Raw genomic sequence first — 25,697 nt, forward strand, 5'->3', positions numbered from 1 at the left:
AACCGCTTTGAAAAAAATGACCGTTTTGGTGACAAACCTTTTGCCAAAAAAACCGAACGCTCTAGCGAGTTTCGTGGCGATGACCGCGCTCGCAAGCCACGTCCAATCGTAGAAGAAACCTTTGGTCAACCGCTTAAAAAACGTAGCGACAGACCGTATCCGGCAAAAGAGGGTCAACGTGCTGGCGATTCACGCTCAAATGGGTTTAAATCTGAGGGTTTCAGAAAGTCAGATAAACCATTTGCAGGTAAATCGTCAAGATCGGAAGGATTTAAGTCATCGTCTGACCGTTATGCCTCATCAAGCAAGCCATCCGCTAAACCGGCTGGCAAACAAGATGGTTGGGATGCGCCAAAACGTAGCCGTCGCAATAGCACGGGCAAACCGCTATAAGTTATAAGCAGTAAAAAAAGCACCTAATTGGGTGCTTTTTTTTGGGTCGCTTATTTTGACTTGTCATCAGACTGGGCAAATTTTATCCGGCTGTGTGGGTGTTTGGGTCGTTGTGTTATTGGCAAAATTCGCCAACGGTTTGATACAGTTGTTGGCATTGCTCAGGGCACAGATTTTCCATATTCAAAAACGCGTGCGGCATATCTGCAAAATGGACGAGTTGGGATGGCGCGCCTGCGGCTTGTAACACGTCATGATAGCCGATATCTTCATCACGCAGCGGACAATAACCAGCCGTTAGGTGCAGTGTCTTTGGGGCTTGATACGGCGAATGATGCAGTAGGGTAGCCATATCGGTCCAAAACGGTGAGCTAAGTTCACGGTCATCATAGGCTGAAAAATAATTGTCAAAATACCAGCGGATTTTGCTGGATTCCAGTAAATAACCCGTGCTATTTTCCTTAATCGAGGGCTGTGACATGGTGTAGTCTAGACTGGCATAAATCAAAATTTGATGGGTGATAGCTAAGTCTGTGCTCACACGGTTGGCAAGCCAATCTTGCACCAAGGTGGCAGTAATTGCCCCGCCACCACTATCACCTGCTATGATAAGCTTGCCGTTACAGGCATAACCGACTTGCTGTAGGGTCGCTGTTAAATAGGTTAAAATCGCGTGGGCGTCATCAATCGCCGCAGGGTAGCGGTTTTCTGGCGCAAGGCGATATTCGGGCGCTACCACCACACAGCCTGTCGCTTCGGCCAATTTTTTATAGAGTTTATCATACACAGTGACACTACCTGCCATGCCACCACCGCCATGAAAATACACCATTACTGGCACGTCAGCCGTTGCTTGTTCATTTGGCAGGGGGCAGTTGCTCGGTACAAATAGCCTAAGTGGTACGTTGTAACCCCGAAAATTGCTTGGCGTCACTAGCACCGTATCGATGATTTTTGCCATGTTGGGTGCGTCAGTGACAAATGCGGTTGTCAAATTGGCTAACGCTTCACGTGCGTTGATGGCATTGGGCTTAACCCCTTGCGCTAACAGAGACGGAACAATCACTTGATGCAGCTGTGTCAAATACGCTTGCATGGCAGCGGGCATTGGCTGTTTTAAATTCTCTGGCATAATTCAATCCTATTGATTTTAAGGTTAACTTCCACAATGTGCTAAATATTACTGCAGTTTTGTCATGGCTGGATAGTCATGTTTTGAAAAATACGGATGTTTTGGCAAATAGTCATCTTTTAAAAATATTACACTCTAGGACGCCAAATTTGGCATTGAAGCGCTTGCCAATACCCCTCAATTCACGTGATTGGTTTTGAAGATTACAGCTTAAGGTTAAACTTCTTTTAACAATAAATAGCGCGCTTTAGTGCTAGTATAGGCATTTCTTTGACGGGCACTACTCTGTAAAAAGGTCACCTATGACGTCTCAACCACAATATGCCACTGGGCATTTGGATTCTTCCAATCATTTCACTGATACTGATACTCACACACTAACATCCATTAACTTAACTAGCCGCAATCCACCCCATAGCCAACCGCAAAATCAACCGCCTTCTCAACGACCGTCTTCTCAACACCCGAATGCCAAACCACCGACAACGCCACCCTCATTGATAGTCAAAATCATGATTGGCATGATTGGCGCGTTTGCATTTTTGCAGGTTTATTCGATTCAAGCGATTTTGCCGATTATGATGCAAGCGTTCTCAGCGACCGAAACGCAAGTGGGCATGACAGTTGGGGCGACGGTGATTGCCATTGCCATCATGTCACCGTTTATGGGGATGTTGTCTGATGCCGTGGGTCGTAAAAATATCATTGTGGCATCCATTGCCTTTATGGCAATACCCACGATGATGATTGGGCTGTCTGACTCACTCTCTAGTATCATTATTTGGCGATTTATGCAAGGGTTGGCGGTACCTGGCATTACAGTGGTGACGATTGCCTATGTCGGGGAAGAGTACGCGGGCAAAGAGATGGCAAAAATGATGTCCTACTATGTCTCAGGTACGGTATTTGGGGGATTTTTAGGGCGCTTTATCTTGGGGCATTTAGAAGAGCTTATCGGCTGGGAAAAAGGCTTTGTGTTCATGGGCGTGTTGACGGTGCTAGGCGCTGCCTTGGTGGCTTGGTTATTACCGCGCTCACGGCATTTTCATGCCAACCCAAATTTTACATCGGCGCAGCACATGCTAAGTAAACATGTGCGCAACCGTTATGTGGTGACCGCAGGGCTGCTTGGCGCGTGCGTGTTGTTTTCATTAGTGGGCTGTTTTACCTATGTTAATTTGCACTTGGCAGATACACCCTACAATCTATCGAGTGCTGGGCTGGCTAACATTTTTGCGGTGTATTTAATTGGGGTGGTGGTCACACCGATTGCAAGTAGTTTGATTGCCAAATACGGCGCTGCCCGTATGGTACGCGTGGCGGTGATGATTTCGATGATGGGCGTGCTGATGACACTGGCTGCGCCTATTTCTTTGGTCGTTGTGGCGCTTGCAGTGATGTCAACTGGGGTATTTATTACCCAATCGGCGACCATTACTTATATCGCGGTGAATGTCAAAGAAGGGCGGTCGCTGGCATCAGGTTTATATTATATGGCGTATTACATCGGTGGTAGTATCGGGGCGTGGGCGTGTGGCCTGGCATATGCACAAGGCAAATGGTTATATACAGTCTATACGCTGCTGGCTGTACAAGTCATCGCCTTACTGATTGCGTTTTTTGGGTTAATTAAAATCCCAATCAGAAGATAATCATTCATCACAACAATAAACCCCAATCAATGGGGCTTATTTTTTTAACGACTGTCAAGTGAACGTATTGAAGCATTCACATATTAAAATTAGGGTACAAAGCGATCATGGTTAGGTTGTTCACCAAATTCTTTACGGTACTTGGCTGAAATTTCATCCCAAATAGGCGCATTGTGTACGCCATTGGCGCGCGCATCATAGATCGGATCTTTGCCTTGTTTGACCTGTGCTTCATAATCGCGCAGTGCGGCAAACGCAGGTTTTTGCAAGAATAAGATACCAATGATGTTGAGCCATGCCATCAAACCAACGCCCAAGTCACCCAGTGCCCATGCCAAGTCGGCGGTTTTTAAGCAGCTATAAATTACCACAAATAAAATCACTACTTTGAGTACAGGGATTGCCCAATTTAGCTTCATGCTACGAGTGAGATAACGGATATTGGTTTCTGCAATATAGTAGTAAGCCATGATGGTAGTGAAAGCAAAGAAGAATAGCGCAACCGCCACAAACACTGAGCCAAAACCTGGCATGATGTTTTCCATCGCAGTTTGCACATAACCTGGACCTGCGGCAACGCCTTTAACCCCTTGATACAAGAAGGCTTCTTTGTTGGCGGGGTCTTGTACGTTGTACATACCAGTAATGATTAGCATGAAACCTGTCGCCGAACAAACAAATAGCGTATCGACATACACTGAAAACGCTTGTACTAAGCCTTGTTTGGCTGGGTGTGACACATCAGCGGCTGCCGATGGGTGAGGACCTGTACCTTGACCTGCTTCATTTGAGTAAACGCCACGTTTCACACCCCATTGGATGGCAAGACCCAACACAGCACCAAACGTAGAATCCATACCAAACGCAGAGCGGAAAATCAACGCTAGCACTTCAGGTAACTGACCGATGTGCATGATGATAATAACAATCGCCACGATGATGTAGGCAAGTGCCATAAAAGGTACAATCAACTCAGCAGAGGAGGCAATACGTTTGACACCACCAAAGATGATAAAGCCAAGTAGTGCCGCAATTACCGCGGCTGAAATGCTAGGTGCGATACCTAGGGAATTGTTCATCGCTTCAGCAATCGAATTGGCCTGTACGCCCGGTAACAATAAACCACAAGCGGCGATTGCCGATATCGCAAATAACACCGCGTACCATTTTTGCCCTAGCGCTTTTTCAAAATAATAGGCTGGACCACCGATAAAAAAGCCTTTATCATCACGTTCTTTATAAATCTGCGCAAGGGTTGACTCAACGAATGCGGTACTGGCACCCAAGAACGCTACCATCCACATCCAAAATAATGCACCAGGACCACCAAAGGTAATCGCTGTTGCGACACCGGCAATATTACCTGTACCCACACGACCTGCGAGTGACATAGCGAGTGCTTGGAATGAAGACACACCTTGATCGCTGCTTTTGCCGCCCATCAGCAATCGAATCATGCGACCAAAATGGCGCACTTGTAAAAAACGACCACGAATTGAAAAATATAAACCAACCAATAAACATAGATAGATTAATGCGGGACTCCATACCCAATCATTAATCGCATTGACAAAATCTTGCATTACCTTATCTCCCACTACCGTAGAAAGCTAAAATCCCATAGGATTTTTGACTATTTGCCAATTGTTTAATTTATAGAAACGATAATCTATCACCCAATAAAAGTTTCTACAAACTTGCTGAATTATTACAGTTTCCTTATCTTATAAGAAACAATTGGTTTTGCAAATGGTAATGATAAAAATTGGCGATAAATAATGCGATAAAAAGTGATTGACTAACCTGTTTTTACCCCAAACATTTCACCAATAAGGCTAGTAGTAACCAACGCAACAACGCCCCAAATGACTACACGCACAATGGCAGGAAAAATTTTGGCACCGCCCAAATACGCCGATAACCAGCCCAAAAATGCTAATCCTATCAAGGTCACTGTGACCAAACCGCCGACCAAATATTGCTTTGGTAACAGCCAAATACACAGCACCGGTAGCAGCGCCCCTGTGATGAAGGATAAAGCCGATGCCACGGCTGCCTGTAGGGGATTGGCGGACGCGGTATCGGTAAGTCCAATTTCATCGCGTGCATGCGCTTCTAGGGCATTGTGAGCAGTGAGTGCTACCGCAACATCATGTGCCATAGCAGGCGTTAAGCCGCGCTGAACATAAATATGCGTCAGTTCTTTTAGCTCGCGGTCTGAATTGTGCTCAAGTTCATAGACTTCTTTTGCCAAGTCGGCTTTTTCGGTGTCGGCTTGCGAAGAGACGGAGACATATTCGCCCGCTGCCATACTAATTGCGCCAGCAATCAGCGAGGCCACCCCTGTCAACAGCAAGGTGTGACTGTCCACTCGCGCTGCCGCAACCCCCATTAATAGACTAGCGGTGGAAATCAAACCATCGTTGGCGCCGAGCACGGTTGCGCGCAGCCAGTTGTTACGATTACTAAAATGCGGTTCATGATGTGCTAAATACACGGTATTGCCCTCAAAAACAAAAAAATTGACATAAATTAAAACATAGATTAAAAGGTAAACATAACAAAATTAGCTTAATAAATTCTTATAGTGGGCTTAGCAAATAATAACCTTAACAAGGCTAAATAGTTTTTAGCCAAGTTTTTTATCATGGTTGTAGGTTGATAAGTCAGCGTCTTAGTTGGCGTGATAATTGCCAAGCTGCCTCATCGCGCAGCTCATGCGACTGCTTTGCAGATACGGTTGCTTGTCTGCCTATGTTAAGTGATGACCATTCGGGCTTACCCCGCGCTTTTTTGAGCAAACTTGGCAATCTATCAACTGACCAAGGCGCGAGCAATTGGTTCGCCATGATGCTATCAGTCGCCGCATGACCACGATGGCGTAGCGCAGTCAGTAAGTCCATCGCTCGAGTCGCCAGTAAAGTCAGGGTGGCAGGGTCTATGTGCAGCCGTTTGACGCCGCTGATTTTGTCGGCAATCGCGCCGGTGTTTGACAGTAAACCACCTGCCAAACCACCAAGCGCCGTACCCAGCCCCAGTGACGTGCCAAGGGTGGCGACATCGATACCCAGTCCAATCAGCGCGCCTGCCGCCGCACCGCCTGTGGTACGAATCCCATAACTGGCTAGTACGTCTTTATCGAACGGATCGCGGCGATATTCAGTCAGCTCAAGCGGTGTGGTGGTGACGGTATTGTCATAAAATTTATACAGGTTTAATAGTTCATCTTGCATACTGCGTTCAGCTTGGCGTACTTTTTCTTGCATTTTTTGCAAGGTAGGCAGCGGATCATCCTCCTCGTGAATGGTTTCAACAAAGGCGGCAACGTTTAATAAAAAATGCGCAATGATAATATTGGCATCATCGTACAAATCATCCCAATCGGCTTTACGACGCTCGATCAGCTGTTTGATAATTTCAGGTTGTATCAGCATGGTTTCTAAGTTTTGCCACAGTTTGATTTCATCATCAAATTCAAACGCCACTGAGTCAAACCGCGTAGATACATGCAAGTTGCGGCGCGCGAGCATCTGCTGCCATTCATTGATATTGCTATCTTGACCCTTAGTAAAGTTAAATACGGGCATGACCGGGATGGCTGACCATGACAGCACCGTCAACTCATCTTTATATTTGCCGAGCACAGGCTCACGCGCATCAATCACATAAACGGCCATGTCACTGGCAATCAGCTGACGAATGACCTTGGCTTCTTGGCTAAACTCATCTTGCGCAGGCGCACTTGCCAAAAATTGCTGTAACCGCTCTACACCGTCACGGCGGGCGGCGGTATTGTCTTCTAACCAATCAAGTAGCCCTGACGCATCTTCTAGACCGGGCGTGTCATACAGTGCCACCAAGCCTTGCCCTGTTTGGCTGTCATTGATCATGGCTTTTTCCACATGGCGGGTAGTGGCAGGCGCATTTTTGACTTCGCCAAAGTACATATCACGCAGCAGGGTGCGTAGTAGCGAAGTTTTACCGGTATTGGTATGCCCCACGACTGCCAATTTTAACGCTTCATTTTCGCCAATGCTGATTTTGCGGCTTGGATAGGGGTTTTGTTCAGCTTGGGCTAATGGATGGTTGGGCGATTGCGTGGCGATGTCGGTGCTTGGATGGGTCGCACTGTCAGTAGCCGTCGCTGGCAAATAATCTTTGGCTACATCAATTGTCAATTTTTCTTGAGCAGTTATGTCTTTGTTATCCATTATTTATTAACCTTTATATATTCAGCGCGAGCTATTTTTGGCAAGTTCTTTTGGCAAGTTCTAGGGCATGAGTGACATGATTGAAGGCAGTTTGGGTCAGTGGATGTGCCAGCCAATCATCAAAACTATGCGCAACATCATCTATGTTTTCGCTACTATCTTCTGCCAATTGGTCGTAATAATCCAAATAGCCTTCAACAGTTAAAATCACCCAACCATCACTCACTGCAGATTTTTCTTCCATGGCTGTCAAAGATAGATAAAACCCCAGCATATCAAGCGTCAGCAAAATCGCGTCACTGGTGTTATGTGGATAGCTCTCGCCCATAGCAAACATGATGTCATCGAGCGCATTTAGCGCCTGTTCGATGCTAGCGGTTTGCCAAGTTTGCCTGTTTATGATGTCAAACAGGGCTTGATAGTGCGGTTTTTCACTGTCAAGTTCATTGTCAAGCCAATCGGCTGGTAAATTTTGAACGAATTGACGCAGTAGATTTTGCACAAAAGCGCTTTGCGCTGCGAGCGTAAGCTGTGAAGCAGTTTGGGCAATGCTATTAATCACATCGGCATAGCTGATTGTGGCATTCATGGTTAATTTTCTCTTACTAGGGCAATTTGGCGTTCTGCCAGCGCGGTTTCCCATTGTAGTTGACGGGCTTTGATGGTTTCAATTTCGCTCGGACTCGGCAGGTAGCCTTGATTGGCATCGAGCAGTTGTACAATCATACCGCCTTTTGCCGCGCTTGCGATATTATCGAGTTTTCGCAGGGTGCCACGGTCGGGGAGTGCGAGATTGGAGATACCGACGAGCACTTGAACAGGGTTGATTTGAAGGTAGGCAATCAGTTTTTCCAAGTCATCACGATCATCGATACGACCAAAGTTTTGCGCAGCCATGCCGACGGTTTTGGCATACCATTGCGGGTTGGCTTGCGGGTACTCGAGTAACACGGCAAGTTTATTGGCTAGGCTGATTTGGGCAGTGGGCGCGATAGGTTTTTGCTCAGCAGGGCTGTCATCGGGGTCAATCACTTTGCGCTGCCAAAAATCGATAATTTTTTGATAGTACGGCTGTTTGATATCAAGTTTCATACGACTTGAGCGCACCATCACCAGACAACATAGCCATGCGAGCAAACGTGGCACGATACCGTACATCAGTAGGCTACCGATTAATAACATCGCCCAGCGAAACGAAATCATCTGTGGCGTGGTTTCAGGATTCATCTGCGCGGTGATAATATCTTGTGCCGTTGGGGTAGGAAAGCCTACCCAATGCGGGAGCCAAGACATCAGCTTGACCACTTCTACCACGTTGCTGTCTTGTAGTAGGGTTGATTCCCACACAAAATTATAATTTTTGACCAATAACAATAGAATTAATGACACCAACATTCCCGATAGGCTGGCTAACCAAAACTGGTGGCTGATACGACTGACGTACCATTTGGTGCCAGCGTGATTAAGCTGGTCTTGATACAGTTCAACCGCCGTTTGGGTGACAATATCTTTGCCACGCACTAGGGTTGCCGGGGTAAAAAAAGTACCAAAAAAACTGGGTTTATTGCGCGGTGAGAACAGCATCCAACCGAGCCAAACCAGCAAGATAATGGTATTAAACCCTAATAAACTGGCTAGCACATAAAAAAAGTTCACCACCTGCGCTTGCATCAACCCAAATAACGCGACAAAGCCCAAAATAAACCACAGCACAGTCAATCCCCAAATCATGCCATTGACGCGGGTGTCAATGGTGGTAAGTAGCTGCGCAAGTTTGCCATCATTATCAATGCGTGTGGCACGGCGGCGCAATTTGCTCAGTGGTTCGCCGGGCTCATTTTGCAGTTTTTCCGTGATAAGGATAGGGTCAGCGGCAAAAATATGCTGTTTTTCTTCAAGGCGGCGAATGAGTTCGGTGAGTTGGTCTTGGGGTGTGTACATTTTTAAGTTTCTTTTTTTATAGGTAGTTATTTAATCACGATTAAATTACCATCATCAAAGCCTATGGTAATATGCGGTACTTGCGAGAAAAGTTTTTGTGAAAAGTCCATGTTTTTAAGATAATCGCTTAACACAAGTTGGACAAAATCTTGTATAACTTCCCGACTCATACCATAAAAGCCTAAAGGATAATCGGGATATTCTGGTGTATAATCTATAAAACATGCCCAGTCATCATTATGAGAATCGTATCTTTTTGAACCCATAACATAAAGTTGATAGCCTACCTCATATTGTCCACTTTCAAAAATTCCAAAATTAATTGCAACTATTTCATTCGGTAAATTATTATTGACGTTTAAATCATGCAAATAGTTTTGCAAACATTCTTCTTCATTAAACATACTAGACCTGATTTAATCCTTTCATCCCAATAAAATTCCGACTAAACTGATATGCCACGCGCCCAGAGCGTCCGCCACGCTCACTGGCAAAGCGCAAGGCAGCGGCTTTTGCTTGCTCATCAAAGGGTAAACTTGCTTGCGCCAAATAATGCGCACAAATATCCAAATACACAGGCTGGGTCATCGGATGAAACGACAGCCACAGCCCAAAGCGGTCAGACAACGACACGGTTTCATCAATCGTCTCGTACGGATTGACTTCATCAGTTTGCCCATTATAAATGCTCACATTGTCTTTCATCAGTTGCGGTAGTAGATGACGGCGGTTACTGGTCGCATAGACCAGTAGTTTGTCTTGCTCGCTGTCTAGCGCGCCATCGAGCACGCTTTTGAGTGTGCGATAATTCTCATCTTGCCCATTGAACGCTAAGTCATCACAGTACACCACATAATGACAGCCATGATTGGGCTGGGCTTTATGAAGGTCTCGTACTGCTTGGCGAATCGGCTCTAACATCACCAAATCATCTCGTGACACTTCGATAATACGAAGACCATCCGCTTTATATTGATTGAGCAATGCCCGAATGAGCGAGGATTTTCCTGCGCCACGTGTGCCTGTCATGAGTACATGATTGGCAGGTAAGCCTGCTAAATATTGGCGCGTGTTTTGAACCAGTTTATTTTTTTGCCCATCAATGCCCAGCAAATCATCCAGCGTCAATCGCAAATCCACGGTTAAAGGCACCAATTCACCGCTGCCCGTGCGGCTATTGGATTGCCAGCGGTAGGCAAGCACGCTTGGGTCAAGTTGTATGGGCTTGGGCAGCTGCGCCTGTAAAAATTGGGTGAGTAAGTGTTCTAAATTAGTGGGTAAATTAAGATTAGCGGGTAGAGTGAGTTGCGACATACAAGGGTTCTTCTGAGTGGTTTTTAAGTGACTAGTTTTAAGTGATTAGTTTTTAAATGAGTAGTTTTTAAGCGTTTTTGCGGTATTTAGTTCGTATGATAGCAAAACTCCGTTAGATTACCCATTATCTTTGTAAACATTGCCGCATAACACTGGCTATTTGTTTACAAAAAAATCAATTCAGTTATAAAGATAGACTCTATAATAAAATTTGTTAAGGAAGCTCAATGAATGCGCAACAAGCCATCGCCTTTTGTATAAAACCTCTCACTTTTGCCATCGTCTTGCTGGGGATTCATGGCTGTGCCATACAGCCTAGCGCGAGTCAACCGCTGTCTCAACGTGTGTTGCAAGCCAACCAACAGTTGGTCAGTCGCCAAAGCTATGTTTATGACTATCGAGTCAATGTGGTGCGCCCGCCCTTACGTAGCGCACAAGCGTTAGCTGCAAGCCCTAATCGTTTGAAACTTATCGGTCAGCTTAGCGCAGCACAGCACCTTGATGCTCGCCAACAAGCCTTGGTCACAGAGGGGGCCAATCACCAAACCCGTGAACAAAGCGAAGCGGGGCAAGTGATGGATATTTTAGCCAAGCGCTTTGAGTTTGCCTCCACAGGTGTGGTAGATCTTCGCCGAGGGCAAATGTCAATCGTGCCTGAATTTCGCTACGTGCAGAACAATGCAGGGGCGTTTATTAAAGTGCCACTGGCGGCTGATTTTGCGCGCTCCAAAGTATATGCTGACTTATCGGGACTCTCTGAATTTGCCACCGACCCGCAATATGATGGACGCTACATTGAATATGACTATAGCAAACTGCTAAAAGATAAAAAGATAGATAAAAGAGCCTTATTCAAGGTATTTGAACAGATGTCACTGCTAAATGCCACCCTTGCCAAAGAAAGCGATTATCAGCCATTGGCTTTGACTACTGAAGATAAAGCCAAAGGTGTGAGCCAGCGCATTGGCTACCGCATTGGCTACAATCAAATGCTAGCAGAGTATTTGCTGTTCTTCCACGTCAATAAGCGCTACCTAAAATCATTCATCAATCCAGCCGATTTTGTCAAAGATGATGAACTAAAGCAGCTTAGTAGCCTTGCCGTTAGCCCAAGGTATCTGATGAAGAAAGCCTTTGACAGCCATGAGTTGGCAAGCGTTGAAGAAAAAGCGTATGAATCTGCCATGCGCCTGTATGAAGCTATTGATAAAATGCGTGCACAATCAGATGACAGCGCTGCTGACCCAGCCAGTGCCGATGCTGCAGAGACAATGGACAGTTTAGATACTCAAACAGCCACTGACGAGTCAACCACTGATGAGCCAACCACAGACGAATCAACCAGTGACGAATTGGGTCAAACTGCAAAAGCCTTAGCAGCCTTTGACAAATACCAATCAGACAAATTGGTCAGTGCCGCTGCACTGGCAAAAATCATTGAGGCCAATCCGCAAGCGTTTAAAGCGCTGCAAGCTGAAATAAGCAAAGAGGCAAATAGCAGTTTTATCTCAATGGATGATGACATCCGTATCAGCTACGGACTCAACCGCCAAAATCAACTACTCAATGTGGTAGCAATGAGTGATTTGCCAGCATTTGAAAAAACCATGCCGACAACCAATCAGCCTAAGACCCAAATGCGCACAGTGGTTAACTTTTATGATTATGGCAAAGCCCGCGTCAATCCTGATATCTTCAACAAGGCAATCACTTGGCAACAAGCATCAAAAGATAACAATCTATTGGCGGCGACAAAACAATCCAAAACCTTTGACAGTGATAAAAATTTAGAAGCCTTGTCTTATAGCCTACTCAAACAAAACAAAGGGTTTGTCGAGACCTTTGTCACCCTTTATACCTACCAGTTTGTGTTGCAAAAAGATGAAGCCAGCCTCAATGAAATAGATATGGCGGCGCTAAACGCCGCTGCAACCAAACTTGCAAAAATACAGGCCGATAATTATGCGGTCATGAATACCGATAGCCGTCAGCAAAAAGCGATTACAGATGTTGATGCGTATGTCGATGATGAGCTTGCCGAACATATCGCAGGGATTGTTGATAAAACCTATCGCAATCAGCAATACTTGCAACAAATTGCCAAACTTAAAGCCCAAGGCAAATCTGACGCCCAGATTTTTAGCCAGTTGTATCAAACTATCAGCGACAAACCGAGCGATGTAGCCAGCGATGCAGAAAGCGCAGCTGCAGTGGCGGCGGAAGCTGCAGCTGCAGCAGTAGATGTTGTTGAGGAAAGCCAAGAACAACAAGCTTGTTCGCTATTGTTGGACACATATAAACTTGATAAAACATCACGCACCCGCCTTGCCAAAATCTGTGCAAAAATAGACAAAGCCACCGCCCAGGAACAGGCAGCGAGCCAGCAATCTAGCTACGCTGATACTGCACCCGTCCGCATGACGGCTGCCGATATTGCCAAGCAAACGCAGGCGCATGATAAGTTTAATCAATTACTGGGCGAAATCGCTATCGAAGACATGCAGACCCAAGCCAAGCATATCAGCCTATCTGATGAAGATGATGAGTTAATTGAAAAACTCAAACCTCATTTTGAGGCAAGCTATGATTTTAATTATGATGCCTACAAAGCTACCTATCAGTTGTTACTTTTGAGCCAATAATCGGGCAAACGAAGCATCAACTGCTGATAACCCATATAAAACAGATAAAAAAAGCGGAATAACTGATGTATCCCGCTTTTTGTACGTCAATCAATCGTGCCATTTTTAACCATGACAGGTTTATAATACGGTACGAATACTTGCCGCTTCATCAAGCATTTTATACAAACTGTTGACTTGCTCGGCATCTGTCAAATACACATTAGCGCGTACTGAATGGAAACGACCGGTACGCGATGGATTAATAGTCAAACTTGCCAAATCAAATTCAGGAAATAAGCTACCCAAAATTAATTTTACTTCATCGAGTAGTGTCTCTTTGTGACCTTCATGACCGATGATACTTAACGGATAGTCCATCGGAAAATTCCACAATTCTGGGTGCTGGATATCCGTAGGTTTTGCCGCTCGCGTACTACATGCAGCGGCTTCCAAGTTATTGAGCGTAATTGTTTTATCGTTCATAGCATCACCTAAGGTTGTATAAATTTCTTTAGGGTCTAAATGAGGGTAAAACCGATAATTTCAAGACGTTAGAATTTGACGTTGAAAAAAGCGCCATTCATAAACCTATTCATAACCCAATTCATAAAAAGCCACATTGATAGAAAAACCACATTCACAAACTCGCCCATAAAAAAACCGAGAACATTGTCTCGGCTTTTTTGGATGGAGATAACATTAATCATTCTCTAGGAATGAACGTAAATGTTCAGAGCGAGAAGGGTGGCGCAGTTTACGCAGCGCTTTGGCTTCAATCTGACGAATACGCTCACGGGTGACATCAAATTGTTTACCCACTTCTTCTAAGGTATGGTCGGTAGACATATCAATACCAAAACGCATTTTAAGCACTTTGGCTTCACGTTCGGTGAGGTTGGCTAACACTTCACGGGTAGCTTCTTTTAACCCTTGTGCCGTTGCTTCATCCACTGGGCTTGAGATGCTCGAATCCTCAATAAAATCACCCAAGTGACTGTCTTCATCATCCCCAATTGGGGTTTCCATTGAGATTGGCTCTTTGGCGATTTTGAGTACTTTACGGACTTTGACTTCGTCCATCTCTAAGCGTTCGCCCAATTCCTCAGGGGTAGGCTCACGTCCCATTTCTTGTAATAGCTGGCGCGATACACGGTTGATTTTATTGATAGTTTCAATCATGTGCACAGGGATACGGATGGTACGCGCTTGGTCAGCAATCGAGCGGGTGATGGCTTGGCGAATCCACCAAGTGGCATAAGTCGAGAATTTATAACCACGGCGATATTCAAATTTATCTACCGCTTTCATCAAGCCAATGTTGCCTTCTTGAATCAAATCAAGGAACTGCAAACCGCGGTTGGTGTATTTTTTAGCAATCGAGATGACCAAACGTAAGTTTGCCTCAACCATTTCTTTTTTGGCGCGGCGGGCTTTGGCTTCCCCCACAGACATGTTACGTGCGACCACTTTCATTTGGTTGATGCTCATGCCAAGATTTTGCTCATGCTGCTGGATACGTCCCTGATACTGTAACACTTCATCAAGTACCCGCTCTAATGTATCTGCAAAGGCAGGTTTGCCTGCGATACGGTTAGGTAGCCAGTCAAGGTTGGTTTCATTATGCGGAAAGGTTTTGCGAAACTCATCTTTTGGCATTTTACCGCGGCGAATCACCAGTTTCATGATGTGACGTTCGTTTTTACGCACGTCTTCATACACTTCACGCATCATATCCATGATATTGTCAGAGACGCGGCTATTGAGCTTAAACAGCATAAAGCAGTTGGCAAGCTCATTCATCGCCGCTTTGACCACGTCGCTATCACGGTCATGGGTGGCTAACAAATCTTTGACCTTGGTGAACAATTGCTCTAATTCTTCAAAGCGCAGACGCACTTCTTCAGGGTCAAGACCGCTGGCTTCTTCGGTATCGGCATCTTCACTGACGTCGCCATCGGCTTCTTCGATTTCATCGGCGTTTTCGGCTTCATCATCGAGTTCATCCTCGGCTGTGTCGTCTTTGACTTTGGGTTTGATAATCGGTAACGCGATTTCCACTTCTTCGTCATCGGCAAGGGGGATGACATCAGCGGCTTCAGGGTCAAGAAAACCTGTAATAATATCCGAGACTTTCTTTTCACCTTCAAAGGTTTGATGGTATTCATTAATGAGCATGGCCACGGTACCTGGCCAAAAGGTCATGGCATGTTGTACATCTCGAATACCATCTTCGATACGCTTAGCAATCGCAATCTCGCCTTCACGGGTGAGTAGGTCAACCGTACCCATCTCACGCATATACATACGCACAGGGTCAGTGGTGCGACCTGGCTCAGATTCTACTGAAGCAAGTACCGCAGCGGCTTCATCGACAGCAATTTCGTCATCATCCGCATCATCGCTAAGCATAATGTCGTCTTCATCAGGCGCGGTCTCAAAAATCTTGATGCCAACGTCTGTGAGCATTTGAATAATATCATCAATTTGGTCACTTTCAGTTACCGATTCGGGGAGTTGGTCATTAATCTCAGCATAGGTGAGATAACCTTGCTCTTTACCTAATTGAATCAGCGTGGCTAATTGAGAAGTTGAATGTTCGCTCATGAGGGCTCGCTTTGATATTGGTTAAAAAAATAAATAATGTAATAGCACGACAAATAAGCTAATGACTGTATTTCTTCATTTTTATCAAGGGATATACCCTGCAAATGACAGTCGAGGACTAAATAAAGATTTAGTATGATTAAAAAGCGGTAGTCAACCTATTATTATAGCGATTTATGAGGTTCGCGGGGAGAAAATTAAAGGTAAAGCGGGTAAGTTTTCGCTTTATGCGGCATTTCGCGCAGTTTTTGGCGGGTTATCTTGGTAAATCAATCGATATCAAGCTCGATTGCCCCTCTGACTTGACAACAGCAGGGCAGGATTTCATCATCGGCTAACATCACTAGCGGCGGGTGAATATAGTCGATACGGGTGTCATGGTGGCGACGGCGGTATTTGAGCTTACAAGTACCGCAATAACCTTCAAGGCATTGGTGATTGGCAAGGATTTTTGAGCGAAGCATGCCTTGTAGCAACGTCTCGGCGTCATGCAGATAAAACTGCGTGTTGTTGGTAAAAATCCATGCCATAATCGATTATATTGCCTAAATAAAATAAGCGTATGACGAATTACAATTCAAAATCATCAAACGCATCATCACTGAGCTCTGCGTCAATTTGACCGACTAAGTAAGAGGTGATTTCTGACTCTTGGGGCGCGACTTGCACGTTGTCTGAGGAGAGCCAAGCATTAATCCAAGGAATCGGGTTGTTTTTAATCGCTCCAAAAATCGGCGGTAAGCCAATCGCATCCATACGTAGGTTGGTAATGTACTCAACATATTGCACCAAGATATTTTCATTCAAGCCAATCATTGAGCCATCTTTAAACAAGTATTTTGCCCATGCTTTTTCTTGTTCAGCCGCGTCTTTGAAAATTTCAATGGCTTGCTGTTGGCAGGCTTGGGCGATTTCTACCATGTCAGGGTCATCTTTGCCCCATTGCATCAAATTAATCATATGCTGGGTGCCGTTTAGATGAAGCGCTTCGTCACGGGCAATCATTTTGATGATTTTGGCATTACCTTCCATCAGTTTGCGCTCAGCAAAGGCAAATGAACAAGCAAACGACACATAAAAACGAATCGCTTCTAGCACATTGATAGCCACCAAACATAGATACAATTTGGTTTTAAGCAGGCGTAAATTGACCTCAACGGGCTTGCCATCAATCACATGACGACCTTCACCGTATAGGTTATATAGCTGAGATAGTTGATACAACTCGTCATAGAACTTGGCAATCCCTGTCGCGCGCTCTAGGATAAAAGGATTGTCAACAATATCGTCGAATACTTTGCTTGGGTCATTGACCACGTTACGAATAATGTGGGTATAGCTGCGAGAATGGATGGTCTCAGAAAATGACCAAGTTTCAATCCAGGTTTCTAATTCAGGAATCGACACCAGCGGCAGTAGCACGGCATTGGGGCTACGACCTTGAATCGAATCAAGCAAGGTTTGGTACTTTAGGTTACTTAAGAAGATATGCTGTTCATGCACTGACAAGTTGCTAAAATCCAAACGGTCTTTGGAGACGTCAATTTCTTCTGGACGCCAAAAAAACGACAATTGCTTTTCAATCAACTGCTCGAAAACAGGGAATTTTTGTTGGTCGTAACGTGCCACATTGACAGGCTGACCAAAAAACATCGGCTCAAGCAATGGGTCATTTTTGGTTTGGCAAAAGATGGAATATGACATAGCGGTGAATCTTCTTCAATCAAAGTTCAAGACAAGTGGCGTAGCAGTATCACTTAACAATAAGTCAGCTAACAAGTGCATCAACTGGCTAGTGTGCTTGGCTATTATAGATAACAACATATAGCAATTGCAATCCACCCAAGGATTTGATTTTTAAGGATAAAATTTATAACATATTGAAATATATAACTATTTGTATATCAAAAAATAACTAATTAAATTTATTGACATTTGAAAATCTATATATTGTGTTTTTATTATACCACGCAATAAAAAAGACGACTATCAAAGCCGTCTTTTTGGTCAGATGGGACGATTAGCCAAGATAGGCATTGTACATCCACACCAATTTTTCTTGTTCTTGCACATAGGCAGTCAATTGGTCGGCAGTGCCTTGATCGTCATCTTCATCCGCTAGGTCAATAATTTCGCGTTCTTTAGCGATGGTCATAGTCAGACCTGTTAAAATACCTTTCACACATGCCACACCGTCAGAGACGTTTTTGTCTTCTTTGATGCTTGAGATTTTCAAGAAATCGCTATAAGCATGTAGTGGTGTACCTTGTAAGGTCAAAATGCGCTCAGCAATTTCATCAATTTGGACTTGCAGCGCAGTATATAACTCTTCAAACTTCACATGGAGGGTAAAGAAATCTGAGCCACGCACATTCCAGTGATAGCCACGAACATTGGTATAGAACACATGATAATTGGCTAATAAGGTATTTAATTGCTCAACAATGGCGCTCATGTCTGCAGCGGCTAGACTGATATCGCGTGTTTTACTTGAGGCAGATTTGGAAGCGGTAGATTTGGAGGTAGTCACTTTTTCACCTGATTTATCGGTATTGTCTAATTGTTCTGAATCTTGTTTGGTTGCTGATTGCTTTGTAGTGGCTTGTTTTGCCATGTTATTATCTCCTAAAATGATGATTTTTATTTGTTTAGGGCTTAATTGTAAGCCTAAACAATCTGTTATTAAAATTAATCGTTTTTATCAGTACGTTTAATTTTATCAATTAAAATGTACGGTATTACCCTAAAAATAATATCAAACATTTGGCACAGCTGTGTGCAAATTTGGTAAATAGTTTTGCTTGCTGCCATAAAAAAACTGCAGTTTCTTGGCTGCAGTTTTTGTGGTCATCAATAAGTAGTTTTTTCTTAATTGTTGTCTTAGTCTTAATTGTTTTCTGGAAAATATTTATCAGTCGGTTTGTCGGTTAAATCAAAACCTTGTTTTCCGATGTTTTGTTGTAAATGATGGCGTAAGGTATCAATCGGGAATTTTTGGTTAGCAAGGCGTTTGGGTACGATTTGGCTGCCTTGTTGGCTTTCACCCGTTTTTGGATTTTTGACATCAAACATCATAAAGATATAGTCAGGCGTTTCTTGCCAGTTGGTGACATTGTCCCATTTGATGACCGCTTGCTGCATACCGCTACTACGCACCAAAGGCTGATTGTAGCCGCGTGGCATGGCAGGCATGTTGGGGGCAGGCATGGACATCACTACCCCGTGCTGCTGTACGCCAAGCTTGATTTGTTGCATCTCTGGCGGCATGCTTTGGCTTGCCATTTGTTTTTCAAATTCTCGTTTGACATACCATTTAAGACCGTAAGTACGCGCTAGCAAATAAATCACCACACCCACGAGCATCAACCAAAAAATAATGGTGGAATAACCGTGCACAAAAATCAGACCTAAAATCGCTAGCACCACGATGACTGCCAAAATTGCCCAAGTTTTTGGGGTGATTTTGGTCAAAGTTTGGTTGTTGGCATCAAATAGCTGCAGCTGTGCTTGACGAAACTCGTCCTCGGTCAGATTCAAATCCACAGGTTGTAGGGTGTAAGGGTACAGCGCCATAAACAATTCACTCACTATCAAACGATAGTTACAAAACGATAAAAGAAGGCTTATCTTACCCAACCTTGACCCAAAAATAAACCTAACAACGCACTTTTTGATAAATTTTTGTTTTACCGCAAGTGTAGCGAAGGCCTAACGCCGGTAAGCGCATACCGATAAATCGTCAATTTGCCGTGTATTTCTAGTCGCTACCGTGAAAAAACGCTGCAATCTTGGTATCATACACGCTGATATCAACAGCCATTTTGCTGCTTTAACTCAAGTTTGAACAATTTAAGGAACTTATCGCCATGATCGACCCAAAATTACTGCGTACAGAACTAGACACGGTCGCCGAAAAACTTGCCAAACGCGGCTATGAGCTTGATAAAGCATTTTGGCAGCAAGTCGAAGAACAGCGCAAATCCATTCAAGTCAAAACCGAGGAACTACAAGCCAAAAAAAATGCGGGCGCCAAACAAGTCGGCTTGATGAAACGCAATGGCGAAAATACTGACGCCTTGATGGCAGAAATGGCAACCATCAGTAGCGAGATGAAACAAGCGGAAGACGCGCTCAAAGCCTTGCAGGAGAAAATTCAAGCGGCAGCTTTAACCATCCCAAATTTACCGGATGACAGCGTGCCGGCAGGTAAAGATGAAAACGACAATGTCGAAATGCGTCGATGGGGTGAGCCGCGCCAATTTGATTTTGAGGTCAAAGACCATAGCGACTTGGGCGAAGACTTGGGGCTACTTGACTTTGAAATGGCGGCAAAACTGACTGGCTCACGGTTTAGCGTGCTAAAAGGTCAACTCGCCAAACTCAACCGCGCCTTGATTGCCTTTATGCTTACAACCCATACCGACAAATACGGCTATACGGAAATGTATGTACCGTATATGGTCAATGCCGACAGCCTGCTTGGTACAGGGCAGCTACCAAAGTTTGAAGAAGATTTGTTCAAATTGCGCGGTGAAAAAGAGTATTACTTAATTCCTACTTCAGAAGTGCCGCTTACCAACAGCGTGCGTGACAAAATCCTAGACCCTGAAGCTCTGCCCATCAAGATAACTGCCCATACCCCCTGTTTTCGCAGTGAAGCGGGCAGTGCCGGGCGAGATACACGCGGCTTGATTCGTCAGCACCAGTTTGAAAAGGTAGAAATGGTACAAATCACCCATCCAGCGCAGTCAATGCAAGCCTTAGAGGACATGACAGGACAAGCGGAATATATCTTGCAGCAGCTTGGTTTGCCGTATCGGGTGATTGTGCTGTGTGGCGGTGATATGGGTTTTGGCGCGGTTAAGACCTATGATATCGAGGTGTGGCTACCGTCTCAAACTACCTACCGCGAAATCTCTAGCTGCTCAAACTGTGGCGACTTCCAAGCACGCCGTATGCAAGCGCGTGTCAAAGATGGCAAAAAAACTGAGCTGGTACATACCCTAAACGGCTCAGGTCTTGCGGTGGGTCGCACCTTGCTTGCGATTATGGAAAATTATCAAAATGCGGATGGTACGATTACGGTGCCTGAAGTGTTACGTCCGTATATGGGCGTGGAAAAAATCGGTTAAGCAAAAAAAACAGCCAGTCATAACTGGCTGTTTTTATTTGCTTAAAAGATATTGGCGGAATGACGGGCGAAAAGGGGTTGCATAGTGTTACCTTTTTTCGGTTATAATTTAAGAATTATTTTAGAACTTTTTTAAGTTGTATAACATCTGAATTAAACTTCCACAGTATCAATTACATCAAAAGTTATACCATCTAATTTTTCTTTTAGGTTATCTAAAATATTATTAACTCTACTCTCAATAAATAAATCTATTGCATTTTCAGGTAAAACACCCTTTCTCGCCCATTCTAAAATTTCATTCGAAAGTAAATGTGTAGGCATGATTTTCTCAAATGCGGGTTTGTCATAATCTTGTATATACTCTAAAGGATTTCTATTAGTAATATCAAGATTAGTAATCTGCGTTAAATAGGCAATATTCATCAGACTATCACTTGTGATAATGTTTTTATGTTGATTATTAAGCACATATTCTGAGTTAGTGGGAAAGATATGATGTAAGTTGGGCTTGTCTGTAGAAAAGAAGAAGTTTTGTACTAATACTTCTCTATCACAGTGTTCCCAATCTTTAGGTTTTAAACTCGAATACAATGCCAAAATAGCTCGGCTCATTCTACCTTTTGAGCTATAAGTGGCATTTCGGAGTTTTTGTTTATCAATTAAGAACCTTTCAAATACAACTGGTTGTTTCATTCTTTCTTTAATTAAAAAGTCTATATGTTGATTTAATTGTGTAGTGTTACTTAATAAATCATCATTGTGAAAACTATTAAACCAAAAATATTTTTTAAGGAAGTCATAATTTGGTGTGCTGTTCTTGTAAAAATAAGCAGTAATAGAAAAATAAAAATAACGGAAAGGGATTAAGTAAGGGGTTTTGATATGCAAATGATTTTCAAAAAAATCGAATGTTTTTAACATTGCATTTTTCGTATCCTCCCAAACCGCTAGAATATGTTCGGTTTTGATTTCATTCAAATAGCGGTCAGTAATATTCCTTACACCGCTATTTGGAACATTTTGATTAATGATGACTGATAAAATTTGCAAGTAATCAATGTCACTAATTTTTAAAAATTCACTATTATTTTGCTTTCTAAAATCATCTATCAAGTCACGCAAATAAAATCCTTTTTCACCTTGAGTATTCAAAGCTGGCGGTATAACAGGCTTAAATGTTTTAGCCACTACAATATCAAAGATATTTAGGGGCTTACCTGCTTGGTTTATTCTTTCAAAAATTTGGCAAACTTCTGAAACTTGAATTCCTTTAATTTCAATAAAGGAAATTCGATAGTTATCAAGAACACCTTTTATTTTAGACAATTCAGCTAAAATAGGGTGATTAAAATCTTTATTGACAAGTAAGCTATTGAATACATTTGTTTGAACAGTAGTAAAATTATTTTTAATATCAATAAGTTTAACAATTAAACCCTCATCAAATCTTTTCTTCTTACCAATATTTGCTTTAATTTCGCCATTTCGGTCATCAATTTCTGTCCAAAACAAAAAGCGATTACGATAGCTTTCATCATCTGTATCACTATCAAAAGGAATCGTTAAGTCAATATATAATAATGGGTCAAATCCACTTCGTCCTTCAATACTACCGCCATATAATGAGGTTAAAAGTGAGGTAGTTCTTTGTTGTCCGTCTAAGATATATTGATATTCTGTGCGAGTAAAATCTATATCGGTTATTTGATGCCCACCAATTTGTCTATGGTTTTGAAGTTTTAAATCGGTTTTCCAAATTAAAATACTACCTAAAGGATAGAATTTATAAATACTGTCCCAAAGTTTTTTAACGTTTTCCTGTTGCCAAACAACATCACGTTGAAAGGTTGGAATTTGGTAGTTTTTAGCTATTAATTCATCAAGATATGTCGTTAATCCTTTATTTGTTGGAAATATTCTATCTGTATAATTCATTATTTAATCTCTTTCATAGGTATTAAAAAAACAGTAAAAACCGAGCATTTATCATACTCGGCTTTTAAAAGTTAAACAATTGAAAAGTAAAAACTACGCCACTTCACCCTTTAAAAAATCTTGCGCGAATTTCTGCAATACGCCCCCAGCATTGTAAGTATCCACTTCCGCTTGGGTATCAAGACGGCAAGTCACAGGCACTTCAAGCGGCTGCGAGCCTTCTTTATTAATCACCAGCGTCAAATCACAACGTGGAGAGATGTCACCAATCACATCATACGTCTCAGTCCCATCTAGCCCTAGCGTGATACGCGTCGTCCCAGCTTTAAATTCAAGCGGCAGCACACCCATACCGATAAGGTTGGTACGGTGAATCCGTTCAAAGCCTTCCGCCACAATCGCTTCCACCCCAGCTAGGCGCACACCTTTGGCAGCCCAGTCACGGCTAGAGCCTTGACCATAATCCGCGCCTGCGATGATGATGAGTGGCTGCTTACGGTTCATGTAGGTCTCAATCGCTTCCCACATCCGCATCACTTGACCTTCAGGCTCAACGCGAGCCAGTGAGCCTTGTTTGGTACTGCCATCGTCATTTTTCACCATTTCATTGAACAGTTTTGGATTGGCAAAGGTGGCACGTTGCGCGGTTAAATGGTCGCCGCGGTGGGTGGCATAGCTGTTAAAATCTTCTTCGGGTAAGCCCATTTTTGCCAAGTATTCGCCTGCTGCCGAGCTTGCCAAAATCGCATTGGACGGTGACAAGTGGTCGGTGGTGATATTGTCAGGCAAGATGGCAAGTGGACGCATACCTTTGAGGGTGCGTTCACCCGCTAGCGCGCCTTCCCAGTAAGGTGGACGGCGGATATAGGTTGACTGTGGACGCCAGTTGTACAGTGGGCTGTCGGCTTTTTCGCTGCGGTCAAGGTTGAACATCGGGATATAGATTTGACGGAATTGCTCAGGTTTGACGTGTTTTGCCACAATCGCGTCAATCTCTTCATCCGATGGCCAAATGTCAATCAGGCGAATCTCTTTACCATTGACCACACCAAGTACGTCTTTTTCGATATCAAAACGAATCGTCCCTGCAATCGCATACGCTACCACCAGCGGCGGGCTTGCTAAGAAGGCTTGTTTGGCATACGGGTGGATACGTCCATCAAAGTTACGGTTGCCTGACAACACCGCAGTGGCATACAGGTCACGGTCGATGATTTCTTGCTGAATTGCTGGATCTAACGCACCCGACATACCGTTACAAGTGGTACAGGCAAATGCCACGATACCAAAGCCGAGTTTTTCCAGTTCGGGCAATAGGTTAGCGTCTTGCAAGTATAGTTCAGCCACTTTTGAGCCAGGGGCGAAGGATGATTTCACCCAAGGTTTACGGGTCAAACCAAGTTCATTGGCTTTTTTGGCAAGTAATGCCGCTGCTACTACGTTACGAGGGTTTGAGGTGTTGGTACACGAGGTAATAGCTGCGATAATCACGGCGCCGTCTGGCATTAAGCCGTTTTCTGATTGTGGTACAGCTTCGCCCTCTGCGTGAGCGATACCTTTGGCGGCAAGCTCATCGGTTGATACACGGGCGTGTGGGTTTGATGGACCTGCCATGTTACGAGTAACCAATGACAAATCAAATTCTAATACGCGCTCGTACTCAGCATTTACCAAGTCATCAGCCCATAGACCTGCTACTTTGGCGTAGTTTTCAACCAATTTTACTTGGTCTTCATCACGGCCAGTTAGGCGTAGGTAGTCGATGGTGTTTTGGTCGATGTAGAACATGCCAGCAGTCGCGCCATATTCTGGGGTCATGTTGGCGATGGTGGCACGGTCACCGATGGATAGGCTGTCTGCGCCTTCACCGAAGAATTCTACATAGGCACCGACCACACGCTCTTTACGCAAAAACTCAGTCAACGCCAACACAATATCGGTGGCGGTGATGCCTGCTTGGCGTTTGCCTTTGAGGTGTACGCCCACGATATCAGGCAGGCGCATCATTGATGGATGACCGAGCATCACGGTTTCTGCTTCCAGTCCACCGACACCCACCGAAATCACCCCTAGCGCATCCACGTGCGGGGTGTGGCTGTCTGTGCCCACGCAAGTATCTGGGTAGGCGACCCCATTTTGTACTTGGATCACAGGTGACATTTTTTCCAGGTTGATTTGGTGCATGATGCCGTTGCCTGCGGGAATCACATCGACGTTTTCAAAGGCAGTCTTTGTCCAGTTGATAAAGTGAAAACGGTCTTCGTTGCGGCGGTCTTCGATGGCGCGGTTTTTTTCAAACGCATCTGGGTCATAACCACCGCATTCCACAGCGAGCGAGTGGTCAACAATCAGCTGGGTTTGCACCACAGGATTGACCTTGCTTGGGTCGCCGCCTTGCTCAGCGATGGCATCACGCAAGCCTGCCAAGTCCACAAGGGCAGTTTGACCCAAAATGTCGTGACACACCACACGCGCAGGGTACCAAGGAAAGTCTAACGTACGCTCGCGGTTGATGAGCTGTTTGAGCGCAGCGGTCAGTTCGTTTGGGTCGCTGACTTTACGCACCAGTTGCTCGGCTAAAATACGCGAGGTGTAGGGAAGTTTGTCATACGCGTCTGGGGTGATATCATTCACCGCTTGGCGGGTGTCAAAGTATTCCAAATCAGAATTGGGCAAGGGTTTGCGGTATTGGCTTGTCATTTGGCTTAACCTTAAAATTAATAATCCATTAGAAAAAAAGCCCTTCAAATCAATGGG

At 44.2% G+C, this 25,697-nt stretch carries 19 protein-coding genes; 3 read left to right on the forward strand and 16 right to left on the reverse strand.

The genetic code is table 11. The annotated features are described in order from the left end of the window. Positions 1-508: 508 nt before the first annotated feature. Positions 509-1,525: an alpha/beta hydrolase gene (locus tag RTN07_RS06310; protein ID WP_312176655.1), complete on the reverse strand. Its 1,017-nt coding sequence runs from the start codon at positions 1,523-1,525 to the stop codon at positions 509-511. A gap of 512 nt (positions 1,526-2,037) precedes the next feature. Between RTN07_RS06310 and RTN07_RS06315 the strand changes: the two genes are divergently transcribed. Then, entirely contained in the window at positions 2,038-3,177 is a 1,140-nt protein-coding gene (locus RTN07_RS06315; protein ID WP_312176832.1) for an MFS transporter, read from the forward strand. 89 nt (positions 3,178-3,266) lie between these two features. Here RTN07_RS06315 and RTN07_RS06320 read toward each other — a convergent pair whose 3' ends face one another. The 7 genes from RTN07_RS06320 to RTN07_RS06350 all read right to left on the reverse strand — a co-directional run bounded on the left by RTN07_RS06320 (position 3,267) and on the right by RTN07_RS06350 (position 10,643). Beyond that, positions 3,267-4,760: an alanine/glycine:cation symporter family protein gene (locus tag RTN07_RS06320; protein ID WP_312176657.1), complete on the reverse strand. Its 1,494-nt coding sequence runs from the start codon at positions 4,758-4,760 to the stop codon at positions 3,267-3,269. 215 nt (positions 4,761-4,975) lie between these two features. Beyond that, positions 4,976-5,674: a VIT1/CCC1 transporter family protein gene (locus tag RTN07_RS06325; protein ID WP_312176660.1), complete on the reverse strand. Its 699-nt coding sequence runs from the start codon at positions 5,672-5,674 to the stop codon at positions 4,976-4,978. 169 nt (positions 5,675-5,843) lie between these two features. Further along, on the reverse strand, positions 5,844-7,388 hold the full coding sequence (locus RTN07_RS06330) for a DUF3482 domain-containing protein (RefSeq protein WP_312176662.1): 1,545 nt from the start codon (positions 7,386-7,388) through the stop codon (positions 5,844-5,846). Positions 7,389-7,419: 31 nt separating this feature from the next. Further along, on the reverse strand, positions 7,420-7,977 hold the full coding sequence (locus tag RTN07_RS06335) for a hypothetical protein (protein ID WP_312176664.1): 558 nt from the start codon (positions 7,975-7,977) through the stop codon (positions 7,420-7,422). A gap of 2 nt (positions 7,978-7,979) precedes the next feature. Continuing rightward, positions 7,980-9,329 carry a DUF2868 domain-containing protein gene (locus tag RTN07_RS06340; RefSeq protein WP_312176666.1) on the reverse strand — a complete coding sequence of 450 codons (1,350 nt, stop codon included), beginning with the start codon at positions 9,327-9,329 and terminating at the stop codon, positions 7,980-7,982. A gap of 26 nt (positions 9,330-9,355) precedes the next feature. Then, complete coding sequence (locus RTN07_RS06345) at positions 9,356-9,733, reverse strand: hypothetical protein (protein ID WP_312176668.1); 378 nt, start codon at positions 9,731-9,733, stop codon at positions 9,356-9,358. 1 nt (position 9,734) lies between these two features. Then, positions 9,735-10,643: an ATP-binding protein gene (locus RTN07_RS06350; protein ID WP_312176670.1), complete on the reverse strand. Its 909-nt coding sequence runs from the start codon at positions 10,641-10,643 to the stop codon at positions 9,735-9,737. A gap of 227 nt (positions 10,644-10,870) precedes the next feature. Between RTN07_RS06350 and RTN07_RS06355 the strand changes: the two genes are divergently transcribed. Then, entirely contained in the window at positions 10,871-13,285 is a 2,415-nt protein-coding gene (locus tag RTN07_RS06355; protein WP_312176672.1) for a hypothetical protein, read from the forward strand. Positions 13,286-13,405: 120 nt separating this feature from the next. Here the strand turns inward: RTN07_RS06355 and RTN07_RS06360 are convergent, their stop codons facing one another. The 6 genes from RTN07_RS06360 to RTN07_RS06385 form a co-directional block, all read right to left on the reverse strand. After that, entirely contained in the window at positions 13,406-13,750 is a 345-nt protein-coding gene (locus RTN07_RS06360) for a YbeD family protein (protein WP_227522732.1), read from the reverse strand. 216 nt (positions 13,751-13,966) lie between these two features. Continuing rightward, positions 13,967-15,871: an RNA polymerase sigma factor RpoD gene (gene rpoD, locus RTN07_RS06365; RefSeq protein WP_312176675.1), complete on the reverse strand. Its 1,905-nt coding sequence runs from the start codon at positions 15,869-15,871 to the stop codon at positions 13,967-13,969. A gap of 269 nt (positions 15,872-16,140) precedes the next feature. Next, positions 16,141-16,401 carry a 2Fe-2S iron-sulfur cluster-binding protein gene (locus RTN07_RS06370; protein ID WP_282849721.1) on the reverse strand — a complete coding sequence of 87 codons (261 nt, stop codon included), beginning with the start codon at positions 16,399-16,401 and terminating at the stop codon, positions 16,141-16,143. Positions 16,402-16,441: 40 nt separating this feature from the next. After that, positions 16,442-17,575, reverse strand: a complete 1,134-nt coding sequence (gene nrdB / locus RTN07_RS06375; RefSeq protein ID WP_312176680.1) for a class Ia ribonucleoside-diphosphate reductase subunit beta — start codon at positions 17,573-17,575, stop codon at positions 16,442-16,444. A gap of 316 nt (positions 17,576-17,891) precedes the next feature. Then, positions 17,892-18,485 (reverse strand): Dps family protein, encoded by a 594-nt coding sequence (locus tag RTN07_RS06380; RefSeq protein ID WP_409455548.1) that lies wholly within the window; start codon positions 18,483-18,485, stop codon positions 17,892-17,894. A gap of 272 nt (positions 18,486-18,757) precedes the next feature. Next, the gene (locus RTN07_RS06385; RefSeq protein ID WP_135888989.1) at positions 18,758-19,444 is read right to left on the reverse strand and encodes a YcxB family protein; all 687 of its coding nucleotides are present in this window, start codon (positions 19,442-19,444) and stop codon (positions 18,758-18,760) included. A gap of 293 nt (positions 19,445-19,737) precedes the next feature. Between RTN07_RS06385 and serS the strand changes: the two genes are divergently transcribed. Further along, positions 19,738-21,003, forward strand: a complete 1,266-nt coding sequence (gene serS, locus RTN07_RS06390; RefSeq protein WP_312176681.1) for a serine--tRNA ligase — start codon at positions 19,738-19,740, stop codon at positions 21,001-21,003. Between the two features lie 152 nt (positions 21,004-21,155). On the opposite strand, the gene RTN07_RS06395 is transcribed toward serS, so the two are convergent. Then, on the reverse strand, positions 21,156-22,940 hold the full coding sequence (locus RTN07_RS06395) for a GmrSD restriction endonuclease domain-containing protein (RefSeq protein ID WP_060994291.1): 1,785 nt from the start codon (positions 22,938-22,940) through the stop codon (positions 21,156-21,158). 93 nt (positions 22,941-23,033) lie between these two features. Next, positions 23,034-25,640: a Fe/S-dependent 2-methylisocitrate dehydratase AcnD gene (acnD, locus tag RTN07_RS06400; protein ID WP_312176684.1), complete on the reverse strand. Its 2,607-nt coding sequence runs from the start codon at positions 25,638-25,640 to the stop codon at positions 23,034-23,036. Positions 25,641-25,697 lie beyond the last annotated feature (57 nt).

The organism is Moraxella sp. CTOTU46934, from assembly GCF_031979465.1.
Classification (GTDB): Bacteria; Pseudomonadota; Gammaproteobacteria; order Pseudomonadales; family Moraxellaceae; genus Faucicola; species Faucicola tetraodonis.

Excerpts from the sequence above, each read along its gene's own strand:
- RTN07_RS06310 (WP_312176655.1), bottom strand. The coding sequence starts at position 1,525 with ATGCCAGAGAATTTAAAACAGCCAATGCCCGCTGCCATGCAAGCGTAT.
- RTN07_RS06315 (WP_312176832.1), top strand. The coding sequence starts at position 2,038 with ATGATTGGCATGATTGGCGCGTTTGCATTTTTGCAGGTTTATTCGATT.
- RTN07_RS06320 (WP_312176657.1), bottom strand. The coding sequence starts at position 4,760 with ATGCAAGATTTTGTCAATGCGATTAATGATTGGGTATGGAGTCCCGCA.
- RTN07_RS06330 (WP_312176662.1), bottom strand. The coding sequence starts at position 7,388 with ATGGATAACAAAGACATAACTGCTCAAGAAAAATTGACAATTGATGTA.
- RTN07_RS06335 (WP_312176664.1), bottom strand. The coding sequence starts at position 7,977 with ATGAATGCCACAATCAGCTATGCCGATGTGATTAATAGCATTGCCCAA.
- RTN07_RS06340 (WP_312176666.1), bottom strand. The coding sequence starts at position 9,329 with ATGTACACACCCCAAGACCAACTCACCGAACTCATTCGCCGCCTTGAA.
- RTN07_RS06345 (WP_312176668.1), bottom strand. The coding sequence starts at position 9,733 with ATGTTTAATGAAGAAGAATGTTTGCAAAACTATTTGCATGATTTAAAC.
- RTN07_RS06350 (WP_312176670.1), bottom strand. The coding sequence starts at position 10,643 with ATGTCGCAACTCACTCTACCCGCTAATCTTAATTTACCCACTAATTTA.
- RTN07_RS06355 (WP_312176672.1), top strand. The coding sequence starts at position 10,871 with ATGAATGCGCAACAAGCCATCGCCTTTTGTATAAAACCTCTCACTTTT.
- RTN07_RS06360 (WP_227522732.1), bottom strand. The coding sequence starts at position 13,750 with ATGAACGATAAAACAATTACGCTCAATAACTTGGAAGCCGCTGCATGT.
- rpoD (WP_312176675.1), bottom strand. The coding sequence starts at position 15,871 with ATGAGCGAACATTCAACTTCTCAATTAGCCACGCTGATTCAATTAGGT.
- RTN07_RS06370 (WP_282849721.1), bottom strand. The coding sequence starts at position 16,401 with ATGGCATGGATTTTTACCAACAACACGCAGTTTTATCTGCATGACGCC.
- nrdB (WP_312176680.1), bottom strand. The coding sequence starts at position 17,575 with ATGTCATATTCCATCTTTTGCCAAACCAAAAATGACCCATTGCTTGAG.
- RTN07_RS06380 (WP_409455548.1), bottom strand. The coding sequence starts at position 18,485 with ATGGCAAAACAAGCCACTACAAAGCAATCAGCAACCAAACAAGATTCA.
- RTN07_RS06385 (WP_135888989.1), bottom strand. The coding sequence starts at position 19,444 with ATGGCGCTGTACCCTTACACCCTACAACCTGTGGATTTGAATCTGACC.
- serS (WP_312176681.1), top strand. The coding sequence starts at position 19,738 with ATGATCGACCCAAAATTACTGCGTACAGAACTAGACACGGTCGCCGAA.
- RTN07_RS06395 (WP_060994291.1), bottom strand. The coding sequence starts at position 22,940 with ATGAATTATACAGATAGAATATTTCCAACAAATAAAGGATTAACGACA.
- acnD (WP_312176684.1), bottom strand. The coding sequence starts at position 25,640 with ATGACAAGCCAATACCGCAAACCCTTGCCCAATTCTGATTTGGAATAC.